Genomic DNA, 13,680 nt, shown 5'->3' on the forward strand with positions numbered 1-13,680 from the left:
TGCTATCGGCATGTCCGCTGGCGGTGGGATGACCTGATTTGTCATAGTGCGTTCGCGCAGATCGATCTTGCTGCATCCCTCTCATCGCGGATCGAAGCAGGTCGGCATGGCGAGCCGACGCTGAAGGCTGGTACCGGCATCGGCGGCAGTACAAGGCCGTCGAGCACCGGGGCCGGAAGTATCCGGGAAGGCGTTGCCGCGGGGGACGGAACCTCTCACCCGGTCCCGGCGCCTCGCTTCACCCTTCCGGCACCTCCGACACCGCTTCCGTCTGCGTCGTCATTCCGGGCTTCACCCGCCCCAAGGAGTCGCACAGCCCATGCCTTCTGCCCGCACACTGTTCACCGGCCGGCCGCGCCTCACCGGCCGGTCACTCCTGGCCTGTCTCCTGTTCCTGACACCGCTGTACGGCACCGCGACAGCCGCGGACGGCAGCGTGGCGGACCGGACGTCCCGATCGGCCGACACCGGCGCCCGGATCACAGCCGTCAGGGAAATCGACGCCCGCACGCTGGACCTGACCGTCCGGTCAGCGGCCATGGAACGCTCCGTACCGGTCCGCGTCATCCTCCCGAAGAGCTGGGAGCGCGAGCCTGGGCGCACCTTCCCCGTGCTCTACATGTTGCACGGCGGCGCGGACGACTACACCTCCTGGACGCGTGAGACGGACATCGAGGCACTGGCGAGGAACACCGACGTCGTCGTCGTGATGCCCGACGGAGGGAAGCACGGCTACTACTCCGACTGGTACATCGGCACGCCCCTCTGGGAGACGTTCCACACCGCCGAGCTGGTCCCGCTCATGGAGAGGAGATTCCGCGCCAGTTCCTCCCGTGCCGTCATCGGCCTGTCCATGGGGGGCTTCGGCGCGCTCAACTACGCGGCCCGTCACCCGGGGATGTTCCGGTACACCGCCGCGATGAGCTCGTACGTCGACCTCGGCGACCCCGAGGTGCGTGAGCTCGTCCGTCTCAGCGCCAGCCTGGAAGGCACCGACATCAATGACGTCTGGGGCGACCCGGAACAACACGAGGACAACTGGCAGGCCCACAACCCGGCTGCCCGACCACACGCGTTCCGCGGGATGAAGGTCCACCTGTCCGCGGGAAACGGAACACCCGGACTACGGGACGCGGGCCATAGGCCCGACGTGATCGGAGTGGGTGCGGTAGCCGAGAAAGTACTTCCGGCGTCGATGAGGAAGTTCGCTGAAGCGCTCAGCGAGGCGGGCGTCGACGTCACCACGCACTTCTACAAACCCGGAACGCATTCCTGGCCCTACTGGGAGCGCGAACTCCACCGCATCTGGCCCCAGGTGACAGAGGAACTCATGTGGGCCGAACAGTAGTGATCCTCGCGGCGGGCTCGCGCGGGGACGTCCAGCCCTGTCTGGCGCTGGGCACCGCGCTGGCCCGCCAGGGCGATGTCGTGCGCCTGCTCGCCAGTACTCGCTACGAGCCGTTGATCACCACGGCGGGACTGCAGTTCCACGCTCTCCCGGTGGACCCCAGCGAGATCATCGCATCGCCCGAGGGGCAGGAACTGCTGGCGGGCCGACGCAATCCGGTGGCCTTCATCCGCGGCATGAACCGCATCGTGCGGCCGCTGTTCTCCCGCTTGCTCGCCGAGACCCAGGCGGGTGCCGTGGGAGCCGATCTGGTCCTGGCTCCCACATTCGGTTTCCTCGGCGTCCATCTGAGCCAGTACCTGGACATCCCGCACGCGATCATCCATTTCCAGCCCAGCCAGCCCACGGGCGCGTTCCCGCATCCGCTGATTCCGGCCGCACGGTTCTTCGGAGCCTTCGGAAACCGCCTCAGTTTCGAGGCGGTCGACCTGGGATCGTGGCTGGCGTGCCGTCCGTTCATCAACACCTGGCGCGAGGAAGGCCTCGGCGTTCCCGCCCTTTCCCCGCTCGGCCCTTGCCGCCGGGTCCGTCGGGCTCCCGTGCTGTGTGCGTTCAGCCCTGCCGTCGTACCCAGGCCGGCCGACTGGGGCCCCAACGTGCACATGACCGGTTTCTGGCACCATGAGCAGCCACTGTGGAAACCGCCACAGCGTCTGCTCGACTTCCTCGACGACGGACCCGCGCCCGTGTACGTCGGCTTCGGCAGCATGAAGACCGGCGACCCCGAGGCCACCGACCGCGTCGTGCGGGCCGCACTGCGACGCGCGGGCCTGCGTGGAGTGCTGGCCGGAGACCCCGCCACGAGTGACGACGACATGCTCGTGATCGGGGACACACCCCACGACTGGCTCTTCCCCCGCATGGCCGCGGTGGTCCACCACGGCGGTGCGGGCACCACCGGGTCCGCGCTGCGTGCCGGAGTGCCGTCCCTCGTATGCCCGTTCTTCGGCGACCAGCCCTACTGGGCGGACCGGGTGCACAGCCTTGGCGTGGGGCCCGAGCCCTTGCCGCCCCGGCGGCTCACCGTCCCCGCCCTCACCGCTCGCCTGCGGGCTGTCGCCGGGGACGGGTGGCATGCCGAGGCGGCCCGCCGGCTGGGTCGTGCGCTGACGGCCGAGAACGGCGTCGCACGTGCCTGCCACGTCCTCAACCAGCTCGTCCCCTGACACCACGGCCCCCGAGCGCGGCGGGCCCGCCGCGGCACGGCGGCTTCCTCCCTGCTCCGATCAGCCGACGGTGATCGGCTCGGGCTTCCGCTCGGCCACCCGCTGCTCGCGGGCCACCGAGACGATGATGTCCCTGAGCCGCTCCGCGTACCGGCTCATGTTCTTGTACGCGATGTCGGTGTCGGGGTAGCGGCAGGTGAACCACATGCCCTCGTGAAGCCGGTTGAGCCACACGCACGCCTGGTCGCCGTACGACACCCTCATCAGCCCGTAGACCGACAGCTCCGCCCAGCGCTCGGAGCCCGGCAGGCCGCGGGCGTCGACGTAGGAGACGATCGAGTACAGGTCGGGTGAGGTCGGGCGGAAGTCGGCGCCCATCAGGCGCAGTACGCGGGCCAGCGGCACGCGCGCCAGGGACCGGTTGGCCCGCAACTCGGCCTGCACGGCCCGCAGCGCGCTCGGGAAGTCGGACGCCCGGGCGGCGGAGACCTCGAGCGGCGCGCCGCCCACGTACCAGCCCACGGAGTCCGACCACCGGGACTTCACCCGGGTGTGGAACGGCACGACCGTGCGGTAGACGGACTGGCCTCCGAGCTGGTGGGCGATGAGGCTCGTGGCGGCCAGGACGCCGACCGCGCTGCCGCCGAAGGGCCGGCAGTACGACTCGAAGCCGGCGGCGTCGCCCGGGTCCACGAGCATCTCGTTCATGAGCTGCTGGGCGGGGAGCTTGCCCCCGGGGACCAGGCCGAGGTCGAGCGGGAAGTGCGGCAGTCTCCCGTCGCAGCGGCGGATGAAATCCCGCCAACGGCCCACGACTTCGTGCGTGGCGTCGATCCGGTCCGCGTCCGCGCGCTCGATCTCGCAGAAGTCGACGTAACTGCCGGGCGGTGTCTGTTCCACACGGCGGCCCTCGACGGCCGCGGTGTACAGCTCGTGGATGTCGGCCGGGAGACGCTGGACGGAGAAGTAGTCGACGTTGCTGTGGTCGAAGGCCAGGTACACGCTGGTGGAGTCGTCCCGGACGACCGCCGCGTACAGGAAGTTCGGCCAGCGCAGCGCGTCCGCCGTGACGTCGAAGCGGTCCTGCAGGTGCTGGGCGAGCTCCGTCGCGTCGGAGAAGTCGCCGACGACCTCGCGGTGCAGGGAGACGGCGTCGGCGCCGAGCGTGAAGCGGCGCATCTCGTCACCGGACTCGCCGGTCCAGCGGAAGCCGCTGCGCAGTGTCTCGTGCCGGAGCGTCCAGCCGCGCAGGGCCTCCTGCAAGGTGTCGAGATCGACCCTGCCCGGGATGTCGAACGCCGCCCCCACCCAGGTCGGCACGAACAGGCCGTCCTCCCGCACCGAGCGGACCGTCCTGATGTGCGACTCCTGGATGTACGCCGGCGGCCGGGAGTCCTCCGGCAGGCGCGCCGCCGCCTCGACGGTCGCCGGACTGAGCGTCCACTCGACCAGCCGTCCGGGCCGGACCTCGCAGCGCTGCATGTCGGTGATTCGCACGGGTGTCTCCGTTCACGGGTGGGGCAGATCCGGTCAAGCGGATCAATCAAGGGAATGCCTCACTTGCGACGGAAACGCATCGACACGTGCGCTATCCCTGCTTTTCAATGGATCGGGTGGCATGTCGAACAACGATGCCCAGCGGTCTTTGTCTCCCGCGGGCTGATCATTGACCCGAACGAGTGATGTGGCGTGACCGCTCGCACCGCCCCCTGTTCGTACCGTTGACGGCGGCCCGGTGGGGAAATTCGGTTCGGTTCGGGAAGCGGGGCGGCTAGCCTCCGGGCCATGGCTACCGACCAACTGACCCGTCTGTTCACCGATGAGAACAGGACCCGCGCCTTCGCCGCCGTCGCCCTCGGAGCGGACACCCCGGCCAAGGTCGGTGAGAGGGCCGGGCTGTCCCCGAAGGACACCGCCGTGGCGCTGCGCAGGCTCCAGGACGAGGACGTGATCTCGACGGGAGACGACGGGCTGAGCGTCGCGTACGGGCACTTCAGGGAGCGCCTGCGGCAGGAGCGCACCGCGCGGGACGGCGGGTACGGCGGGGATGACGCCGAGGGCCACGGCTCCGGGGACGAGCGGACCGAGGCGGTGCTGCGGACCTTCGTGCGCGACGGACGTCTCGTGCGGCTGCCCGCGCAGTGGCAGCGCAAGGTGGTGGTGATCCGGCACATCGCCGAGCGCACCTTCGAGCCCGGTGTCGAGTACCCGGAGCGGGTGGTCAACGAGAAGCTGCGGGCCTGGTGCGAGGACGCGCCGGTGGACCATGTGACGCTGCGGCGGCATCTGGTGGACCTCGGTCACTTGCGACGGCAGTTCGGCTTCTACTGGCGGACCGCCCAGGTCTGAGAGGTACGGCCGGCCCACAGGAGGGGCCCACGACCTCGCCGCGGCGGCAACCCTTGTGGTGACCGGCGGCGACGGAGGGACGGGAACGAGAACCGGACTTCCGAACGAGAGTGACGACATGGGCAGGAGAGCAGCTGCGCGCAGACCTCGGCGCAGAACGACAATGACGACTGAGAGCGCCTCCACGCCGGGACACGGCGGGGCGTGCATGTCTTCACCGACGAGGTCCTGGGAGACGACGGGGGCGGCGAGCCGGTGGGTGTGGCTCCGCCGCCCGGAAGAGGCGCCCCCGGCAGGAGCCACAAAACGTGCTTCTCGACCCAGCGCTCGGTGTTGATCCGCGGGTCCTGGCCGGTCGCCTGCTTCTCCTCCCACAGGGTGTCTCCCTCCACACGGTCGATGTCAGTGATGGTCTTCGACCAGTCGTTGGGATCGTCGACAACGTCGTGTCGCCGTCGACCGGCGGCCTTTCCCTGTTGGTCATCCCGTCGGCCGGGTCGCATTTCACGAGCCCCAATGGGTCGGCCCAGTCAAGCGGATTCTGGATCCAGGCCACGGGGTTCGGCGCCGGCCCAAGCCCGAGGGGATCGGCGCTCATGCAGCGAGCGGTCGCCGGATCGTAGTGATCGCGAAGGCGCTCAGGCCCGTCTACACCGCGCCGACCGAGGAGGCCGCGCTAGAGCGGTTCGTGGAGTTCACTGGCGCCTGGGGCGGGAAGCATCCGGCGATCGTCCGGCTCTGGGAGTCTGTCTGGGCGGAGTTCGTACCCTTTCTCCGGTTCGACACGGAGATTCGCAAGATCGTCTGCACCACCAACGCTATCGAGAGCATCAACGCGCGGATCCGCAAGGCTGTCCGGGCCCGGGGGCACTTCCCCACCGACCAGGCCGCCCTCAAACGCTGGACCATGCGCTGGAAGGCCGCACTCCAAGCCTTCGACATCACCTTCGACGGCCGGCTCACCGCCGGACGACGCTGAAGAAAACCGACCGAGTTCCACCGTTCACTACACAGACCCGTACGAGCGTGGCCATGTTGTACGCCACCTACGCCTGCTGCATTGTCGGCCAGACCAAGGAACTGGAAGCCCGCATCGAGCCAGCGCAAAGGCTTTCGGCGCTGGAAGCCGCGGCGGCGTAGCACAACTCAGTGGCGCCAGGAGCGTGCACGGTCATTGAGTACGTCGGTAGGGATCCGTGTATGGCTCCATGGACTGGCGGACCTCTTCCCGGACCGGGTCCAAGAGGGGGCCTGGGGCGTAGTAGCGGGCCCGGGCCTTGCCGTGGGGGACGAGCCAGCCACGGGCCACGAGCTCACGGATGTCACGGATTGCTTGCTGGTCACTGAGGTCAGCGTCCTGTTGGTACACAGTGCGGCGGACCTTCGCGTCCGAGAAGGCGGGCAGCAGGGCATAGACCACCCGCTCGTCCAGGCCGGCTGCTTCGACGCTTTCGGCCAGGCGAGTCCAGGCCCGCGACATCACGTCGAAGCGGCGCTGGGCTTGCTGGGCCTGGCGGTGGTGAGCGGTCAGGCAGAACCGGATCCAGGGCCTAGTGTCCCGCTCCGGACTCCACTGCGGGCCGCCCACGTCCTCCAGGACCTGGTAGTAGGCGTAGGTGTTCTGTCCCCGGCCGAGCCACTCCTCGATGGAGGAGAACTCGGGCGGCATCAGGGCCTCGCGGGAGAACACGAGGGTGGACAGGGCGCGGGACATGCGCCCGTTGCCGTCCTTCCACGGGTGGATCTTGACGAGATTGAGGTGGGCCATGGATGCGCGGACGTGGACAGGTGCGTCGAGGTCTCCCTCGTTGAGCCAATCGATGAACTCCGACATCAGCGCGGGAACGTCCGCCTGGTCCGGTGCGGTGTAGGCCGGGACCAGTGGGTCGTCGGGGCTGGTGACGTAGACGGGACCGTCGCGCCAGCGACCGGGTCGCTTGTCGAGGTGGTGGCCCTGGAGCATGAAGTGCAGGCCGTTGAGCAGGCCGGTGTCGTAGCGGAAGTCGTCACCGGCGTCGGCGAGGGCCTGGATGTAGGTCATGCCACGCTGGTAGCCCTCCAGCTCAGCACGTGTCTTCTCCCCGGTCTCCAGGGGTTCCTCGCCGGACATGAGGGCTTCCACGTCGTCGACCGTCGCGACGTATCCCTCGATGGTGGTCGATCCGGCGATCGCGCGCGCGGTGAGGTTGCGGCGCAGCTGGCGGGTCCAGCGCGGGGTGGCCCGGAGCATGTGGCGCAGCGATCGGCGCATGTTCTCGATCTCGTCGAGGGCCCGCTGGTCGTCCGCGTCCAGGGAAGGAGTCGCGTATAGCACGGCTCCATGACATGATAATTGTGTCATTAAGTCAAGCGTGGTCGCCTGAATCAGATCACCGTGGACGGAGCGGTCTTGCCGAGGTAGATCTTGAACGCCTCGCGGATCTGGCCACGCGTGTAGCCGACCGTGTTGACATTGGCCGGCACGACTTCCCTCTCGTATCCGCGCTTGCGGGCGGAAAGGTACTTGACCACGCTCGACGCTCCCGTGTTGGAGACGAACAGGTTCCGGGCAGTCCTCAGGTCACTGTGCAGCCCTTCGAAATTGCGCGCGTGGCCGATGCCGACCCGGCTGGCCGTGTAGTACTTGCACTCGATGGCCAGCAGGCACTTGTTGCCTCGCGGTGCCATGCGGATCTGCCGTGAGAGCGCCGCCTCGTCGGCGGGCAGGATCAGGACGTCGCACTCGTGCAGCACGCCGGAGTTTCCCTGGACCTGGACGCCGAGGTGCACCTCCAGGGCCGGGGCGCGGTCGAATTCCACCACGGCGTGGGTGTACGGATGTGTGGTGCTGTAGAGCTGGCCGGGGCTCGTGCGGAACACCAGATTGTTGACGACGTTCCCATCGACATCCCTGTAGTGGACGGAGGCTCCCAGGCTGCTCGCGGTGGAGGTTGCCAGGGAGAAGAGGTAGCCCTCGTAGACGTCCCAGGGCTGAGATGCGGAGGTGTAGGAGACCCCAGGGCCGGCGAGCAGGGTCTGGATCTCGTGGAGCAGGGTGTTGACGGCGCTCATCGGCTGATCTCCTCGCGAGCCTCGCGGAACAGGTTCTGAAGATGTGCGCGAGTGTCTTCAGAAAGGCGGGCGGCGACTTCATGGGTCTGGTCGCGGCGCCCGGTGAGTTCCTCGTCGGGGACGAACCGCACGCTGCGCACGGGGGCGCGGTGCGGATCATCCTCGGTGTTCACGATCTTGAGGGTTTCCGCTTCGATCTCGGGCAGTTCCAAGAACAGCCGGCGCAGCGCGTCGAGGTGCAACTCCGTACGCTCGCGGGCGCTCATGGGGCGGGTGGTGACCACCACGGACGCCCCGCGCTTGAGGGACCTGTGGAAGGTGTCAGTGCCCACGTCCGCGACGGCGAGTGCTTCGTATTCCTCGGCGGACGTGCCGCGGCGGCGCTGAAGGAGCTTCTCCTCCGCGACACCCGTGGCGATGGCCTCGTCAAGCTCGTCGAGCAGCCAGTCGAGTCCGGCGGACCTGATGAGGTCCCTGAGCAGGTCTTCCACTTCACGCATCTCGACTGCGTTCACTCTGTCCTCCGGTCTCATGTGGGGTGGCCGTGGCGGGGACGGCCATGAGTAGATAAAGGCACCCCGGCGTGGTGATGGGCGTCAGCGAGGGGCTGGCCCGCCGGCCTTGGGCCGCGTAGGGCCTTGTGCGTGTGCTGCTCTGTCACCAGCCCCGGATCCGGCGGCCGTGGTCCGTGTCCGGGCAGAGGGTCGCGTCGGACACCCGGCCGCCGGGGTCCTTGGCGCCATCGCCGAAGTTGAGGGTGGCGGGGGTGTTGGCGCCGGCGGCGACCCCGTCCCAGTAGGGGGCGTTCCGTTCGAAGCGCACCGGCTCACCGAACTGGCCCCCATGGACCGTCGAAGCTCCGACCATGGCTCCCCGCCCCTCACGTAGCCCAACGGCCGCATCCGCATCGTGTGGCTCGCTGGGGTCCCGAATGTACTTCCGCGCCGCCGCGTGCGGACTTGCGCGGGGTGGTTCCAGCCAGCCCGAAGAAAAGGGCAGGTGCCGTTTTGGCGCCTGCCCTGTTGTTGCCTATAGCCGATCAGAATGACTCTGACCAGCAGTTACTCTCAGGCTAGTGGCGGTGAGGCGTGCGTTGGTGGCCCAGCCGGGGGACGTATGCGGGATGCGGCATCCCAATCGAGGGTGCATAACCTGACGAAATGCCCTCGCGGCCAGCGAAAGCCCTCCGTGAGTGATCTCGTGAAGGGCTAAAAACAGGCTCTGACCTGCGTAAAGGTGCGCCCCCGGCAGGACTCGAACCTGCGGCCAAGCGCTTAGAAGGCGCCTGCTCTATCCACTGAGCTACGGGGGCCGGGTGTGGTGGCCTGTGTCGTGGTGCCCTGGTGTGGGCTGATCCGTGACGTCGCCGGGGACAAGGATAGGGCTCCCCGCTCCTTGTCCCTGTTGCTTCGCCTCCGTGACTCAATGTGGAGGTTCGGTGAAGCGGTCCTGATAATCGCAGGCAGGTACGAATCGTGCATCGCTTTTGGCGTCTCGCGCATCGGGTGTTGTGCACTCGTTATGCCTGCGTCCCAGTAGTCCCTTCCGTCCCTTGTGTTCCGTCGGCGCGCTGACATGCTCATATGCTTCCGAATGGCCGTAAAATTGGGCATTCTTCGCATGTGGTGACCTTGGACGTACGGCCTCAGCTGCTCGACGCACTCTCCGCGCTGCGCGATCGTGTCGCCGCCGTGCGCTTTCCGTTGCCTCTGGCGGGGGCCCCACGCGCGCGTGCCAACCGCGACGAACTGCTCGCACAGCTCGACGACTACTTGGTGCCCCGTCTGAGGGAGCCCGAAGCACCGTTGCTGGCCGTCGTGGGGGGCTCCACGGGGGCCGGCAAGTCGACCCTCGTCAACTCGCTGGTGGGCCGGCGGGTGAGTGAGGCGGGCGTGCTGCGGCCCACCACGCGCAACCCCGTGCTCGTGTGTCACCCCGAGGACCATCACTGGTTCAGCGGGATGCGGGTGCTGCCCAACCTCACGCGCGCGTGGGTGCCCCATCAGGAGCCGGGGAGCGAGTCCTTCCCCGCCGGCAGGGACCCAGTCGGCAGGGGCCCCGCGGGCAGGGGCCCCGCCGGCAGGGACGACGAGCGGGTCCTGCGGATCGAGACCGTCGAGACCCTCCCGCCCGGGCTCGCGCTCCTCGACGCGCCCGACATCGACTCCCTGGTCGCCGAGAGCCGCAACCTGGCCGCCGAGCTGATCTCCGCGGCGGACATCTGGATCATGGTCACCACGGCCGCCCGGTACGCCGACGCTGTGCCGTGGCATCTGCTGCGCACCGCCAAGGAGCACAGGGCGACGCTCGTGACCGTCCTCGACCGGGTGCCCCACCAGGTGGTGTCCGAGGTGTCACGGCAGTACGGGGCGCTGCTCGCCAAGGCCGGGCTCGGCGAGGTCCCCCGGTTCACCGTGCCGGAGCTGCCCGAGTCCGCGTGGGGCGGCGGGCTGTTGCCGGCCACCGCCGTCGCACCGCTGCGTACCTGGCTCATCCACCAGGTGACCGATCCGGGGGCCAGGAACCAGGCGATGGCCCGTACGGCCCACGGAGTCCTCGACTCGCTGAGGGTGCGCATGCCCGAGCTGGCCAGTGCGGCCGCCGCACAGTACGCCGCCGCGCTCCGGCTCACCACGGCCGTCGAGGCGGCGTACGACAGCGAGCACGCGCGCGTGAGGACGCGCCTGCAGTCCGGGGCGGTGCTCGCCGGGGACGCGCTCAAGCGGTGGCGCAGCTATCCGCTCGACTGCACCGCCGGTGAACTCCTCGACGCTCTCGTGGAGAGCCTCTGCGCGCTGTTGGTGTGCGCCGTCACCGCCGCCGACGAGCGCGTCGACGAGGTCTGGCGGCGCGAGCCGGCCGCGCAGGCTCCGGGGCTGACCGGACGCGACGGAGCGCCCGACAGCGCGGAACACCGCGTCGGGATGGTCGTACGGCGCTGGCGGCGCGTTCTGGAGGAGTACGCCGAGGACGAGGTGCGCGACCTCGACCGGAGCATCGCGCCCGAAGCCGAGGCGGTGGCCGCGCTCGTGGCCACCGCTCTCCTGGGCGGGCGCCGGGCGCGGTCCGCGGGAGAGGGCCTCGCGGAGCGGATCGGCGCTCACCGGGCGCTCCGGCTGCGTGACCGGGGCGGGCGGCTGCTCACCGAGTACCTCGACCAGGCGCTGCACGCCGAGCGTGAGCGCCGCCTCGCCCCACTCGACGCGCTCGACGTGCACCCGGAGCCCCAGGCCGAACTCATCGCCGCGCTGTCCGTACTGCAGAAGGAGAGGTGACCGCGGTGACTGCCGTCACTGACCGCACGGATGCCGACCACACGGGGGGCGAAGGCTCCGAAGGGGCCTCCGGCACACCCTCCGGTGAGCCCTCGGGCGACGCCTCGGAGAAGGCCGCCCACACGGCTTCCGAGCGGTCCTCCAAGGATGGCGATCCCGAAAACGCCCTCCCCGGGGAGAGCTCTTCGGGAAACGGGGTCCCCGTGGAGGGCGCATCCAAGGGCGGCCGGCCGGCAGACGGCGCCCGAGAGAACGCTGGCCCTGGAGAGGGCGAGCACACGGCGCACGCGCGCGTGCACGACGACGACACGTCCGCGTCGGACGACGACACGTCCGCGTTCGACGACGACGCGTCCGCGTTGGACGACGACTCCGTGCTGGAGCGATTTCGCAGGAGAGTCCGCTCGAGAGCCCGTACCGAGCCTCCCGCGGACACCCGTCCACCCGCTTCCGCGGACCGCGACGCCGAGCCCGCGGGTGGCGACTGGGACGACGGCCTGATCGCCAGGCGCATGTCCGAGGAGGAGGCCGCCGAGCAGGCCGCGGCCGCGGAGACACGGCTCCCCGCGCCGCAGGCGGTGCTCCCTCTCGCGTACGACGGGAGGCTGCGGTCGCGGCTCGACGCGCTGCGTGAACTGGTGGGGCTCTCCCGGACGCGGCTGGACAGCAGGACACTGGCCGAGGCGGGGCGTGTCCTGGACGAGGCGGCGGCGCGCCGCAGGCTCTCCGGGCAGCACACCGTGGTCGCCATCGCGGGCGCCACCGGCAGCGGCAAGTCGATGCTCTTCAACGCGCTCGCCGGGGTGACCATCTCGGAGACCGGTGTCCGCAGGCCCACGACGGCCGCGCCCATCGCGTGCAGCTGGAGCGACGGCGCGGCCACGCTCATCGACCGGCTCGGCATCCCGGGACGGCTGCGCAGGCGTCCCATCCAGAGCCCGGACAGCGAGTCGCTGCGCGGGCTGGTCCTGGTGGACCTGCCCGATCACGACTCCGCGGCCGTGCAGCACCGCGAGCAGGTGGACCGCGTCCTGGCGCTCGTGGACGCGGTCATCTGGGTCGTCGATCCGGAGAAGTACGCCGACGCCATGCTCCATGAGCGCTATCTGCGGCCCATGGCGGGGCACGCCGAGGTCATGTTCATCGTCCTCAACCAGGTTGACCGGCTCCCCGGGGAGGCGGCCCACCAGGTTCTCGACGACCTGCGCAGGCTGCTCGACGAGGACGGGATCGCGCTCGGGGAGTACGGCGAACCGGGCGCGACCGTGCTCGCGCTGTCCGCGCTCACCGGGGAGGGCGTCGGGGAGCTGCGGGAGGCGCTCGGCCAGTTCGTGGCGGAACGGGGCGCCGCGGCCCGCCGCATCTCCGCCGACCTGGACGCGGCCGCGTGGCGCCTGCGGCCCGTGTACGCGACCGGGCTGCGCACCGGGCTCAGTGAGGAGGCCCGCGACGAGTTCGCCGACCGGCTCGCGGACGCCGTGGGCGCCACCGCGGCGGGTGAGGCGGCCGAGCGCGCGTGGCTGCGCAACGCGAACCGCGCGTGCGGGACGCCCTGGCTGCGGTTGTGGCGGTGGTTCGAGGACCGCTACGACCCCCCGACCGGGCGGCTGGCCCCGCGCACGCCGGTGGACGAGGAGGCCACCGCGCGACAGCGCGTCGAACAGGCAGTGCGCACCGTGTCCGAACGGGCCGCCTCCGGGCTGCCCGCTCCCTGGGCCCAGGCCGTGCGCGAGGCGGCCGTACGCGGCGCCCAGGGGCTGCCCGAGGCGCTGGACGAGCTGGCGGCGCGCGCCGGGGCGCCGCAGGGGAGGCCGCCCAGGCCGGGCTGGTGGCCGGTCGCCGTACTCGCCCAGGCGTCCATGACGATTCTCCAGGTCATCGGCGGGCTGTGGCTGGTGGGGCAGATCATCGGCGTCATGGTGCCCAACATCGGCGTGCCGGTGCTGTTGATGTCGATGGGCATCGTCGGTGGTCCGGCCGTCGAGTGGAGCAGCAGGCTGGCGGCGCGCGGTCCGGCACGGCGGTACGGGCTCGAAGCGGAACGGAGACTGCGGGAGGCGGCCGCCGGGTGCGGGCGGGCGCGGGTGCTGGATCCCGTGGCGGCGGAGCTGCTGCGGTACCAGGAGGTGCGTGAGCAGTACAGCCGGGTGCTGGGGACGGCCACGGGCATGCGGTGAGGGCACTCGCGGCCGTGTGGTTAGGGCACTCGCGGGCGTGTGGTGAGGCCCTCGCCGCGGTGCGGTGGGGGCACTCGCGGGTTGGGTGATGGGGTCGTCCCGGCTGTGGGGATGGAGAAACGGCCCTTCGGGCACGGAGAGTTCACCCTTCCGGGTGGCGGAGATGTCCACAGTCCACAGGTTGTGCACAGCGCTCAGCGGGCCCGGTCCGGCGGAGGCAGTCTGATCCCGCGGCGACCGCACCGGACGCGGTC

The 13,680-nt window shown here is 70.0% G+C and carries 10 protein-coding genes, 1 tRNA gene and 1 pseudogene; 6 read left to right on the forward strand and 6 right to left on the reverse strand.

The features are described 5' to 3' along the window. The first annotated feature begins 319 nt into the window (after window positions 1-319). Both ACZ49J_RS01020 and ACZ49J_RS01025 read left to right on the forward strand, forming a co-directional pair. Complete coding sequence (locus ACZ49J_RS01020) at window positions 320-1,348, forward strand: alpha/beta hydrolase (RefSeq protein WP_467457292.1); 1,029 nt, start codon at window positions 320-322, stop codon at window positions 1,346-1,348. After that, complete coding sequence (locus tag ACZ49J_RS01025) at window positions 1,333-2,574, forward strand: glycosyltransferase (protein WP_467457291.1); 1,242 nt, start codon at window positions 1,333-1,335, stop codon at window positions 2,572-2,574. Before ACZ49J_RS01020 ends, ACZ49J_RS01025 begins: the two co-directional genes overlap by 16 nt. Window positions 2,575-2,634: 60 nt before the next feature. Here ACZ49J_RS01025 and ACZ49J_RS01030 read toward each other — a convergent pair whose 3' ends face one another. Then, window positions 2,635-4,071, reverse strand: a complete 1,437-nt coding sequence (locus ACZ49J_RS01030; protein ID WP_467457289.1) for a condensation domain-containing protein — start codon at window positions 4,069-4,071, stop codon at window positions 2,635-2,637. A gap of 288 nt (window positions 4,072-4,359) precedes the next feature. Here ACZ49J_RS01030 and ACZ49J_RS01035 point away from each other — a divergent pair, with 288 nt between their 5' ends. Then, complete coding sequence (locus ACZ49J_RS01035; protein ID WP_467457288.1) at window positions 4,360-4,923, forward strand: DUF2087 domain-containing protein; 564 nt, start codon at window positions 4,360-4,362, stop codon at window positions 4,921-4,923. Window positions 4,924-5,548: 625 nt separating this feature from the next. Continuing rightward, window positions 5,549-5,902, forward strand: a pseudogene (locus ACZ49J_RS01040) (transposase); the annotation flags it as partial. A 192-nt stretch (window positions 5,903-6,094) separates the two neighbouring features. Here the strand turns inward: ACZ49J_RS01040 and ACZ49J_RS01045 are convergent. The 5 genes from ACZ49J_RS01045 to ACZ49J_RS01065 form a co-directional block, all read right to left on the reverse strand. Further along, a complete protein-coding gene (locus tag ACZ49J_RS01045) occupies window positions 6,095-7,237 on the reverse strand; it encodes a Fic family protein (RefSeq protein ID WP_467457287.1) in 1,143 nt (380 codons plus the stop codon). 50 nt (window positions 7,238-7,287) lie between these two features. Then, complete coding sequence (locus ACZ49J_RS01050) at window positions 7,288-7,974, reverse strand: hypothetical protein (protein ID WP_467457286.1); 687 nt, start codon at window positions 7,972-7,974, stop codon at window positions 7,288-7,290. Beyond that, window positions 7,971-8,474: a hypothetical protein gene (locus tag ACZ49J_RS01055; protein WP_467457284.1), complete on the reverse strand. Its 504-nt coding sequence runs from the start codon at window positions 8,472-8,474 to the stop codon at window positions 7,971-7,973. The genes ACZ49J_RS01050 and ACZ49J_RS01055 overlap by 4 nt, the downstream gene beginning before the upstream one ends. A gap of 157 nt (window positions 8,475-8,631) precedes the next feature. Beyond that, window positions 8,632-8,841 carry a hypothetical protein gene (locus ACZ49J_RS01060; protein ID WP_467457283.1) on the reverse strand — a complete coding sequence of 70 codons (210 nt, stop codon included), beginning with the start codon at window positions 8,839-8,841 and terminating at the stop codon, window positions 8,632-8,634. 372 nt (window positions 8,842-9,213) lie between these two features. Beyond that, a tRNA-Arg gene (locus ACZ49J_RS01065) sits at window positions 9,214-9,286 on the reverse strand. A gap of 310 nt (window positions 9,287-9,596) precedes the next feature. Between ACZ49J_RS01065 and ACZ49J_RS01070 the strand changes: the two genes are divergently transcribed. Both ACZ49J_RS01070 and ACZ49J_RS01075 read left to right on the forward strand, forming a co-directional pair. Next, complete coding sequence (locus ACZ49J_RS01070; RefSeq protein WP_467457281.1) at window positions 9,597-11,249, forward strand: dynamin family protein; 1,653 nt, start codon at window positions 9,597-9,599, stop codon at window positions 11,247-11,249. 5 nt (window positions 11,250-11,254) lie between these two features. Next, complete coding sequence (locus ACZ49J_RS01075) at window positions 11,255-13,426, forward strand: YfjP family GTPase (RefSeq protein ID WP_467457280.1); 2,172 nt, start codon at window positions 11,255-11,257, stop codon at window positions 13,424-13,426. Window positions 13,427-13,680 lie beyond the last annotated feature (254 nt).

This window comes from Streptomyces sp. NPDC030840 (genome assembly GCF_055572015.1).

What these genes read in the sequence shown, in the direction of transcription:
- ACZ49J_RS01035 (WP_467457288.1), top strand. Translation starts at nt 4,360, where the DNA reads ATGGCTACCGACCAACTGACCCGTCTGTTCACCGATGAGAACAGGACC.
- ACZ49J_RS01060 (WP_467457283.1), bottom strand. Translation starts at nt 8,841, where the DNA reads ATGGTCGGAGCTTCGACGGTCCATGGGGGCCAGTTCGGTGAGCCGGTG.
- ACZ49J_RS01050 (WP_467457286.1), bottom strand. Translation starts at nt 7,974, where the DNA reads ATGAGCGCCGTCAACACCCTGCTCCACGAGATCCAGACCCTGCTCGCC.
- ACZ49J_RS01020 (WP_467457292.1), top strand. Translation starts at nt 320, where the DNA reads ATGCCTTCTGCCCGCACACTGTTCACCGGCCGGCCGCGCCTCACCGGC.
- ACZ49J_RS01055 (WP_467457284.1), bottom strand. Translation starts at nt 8,474, where the DNA reads ATGCGTGAAGTGGAAGACCTGCTCAGGGACCTCATCAGGTCCGCCGGA.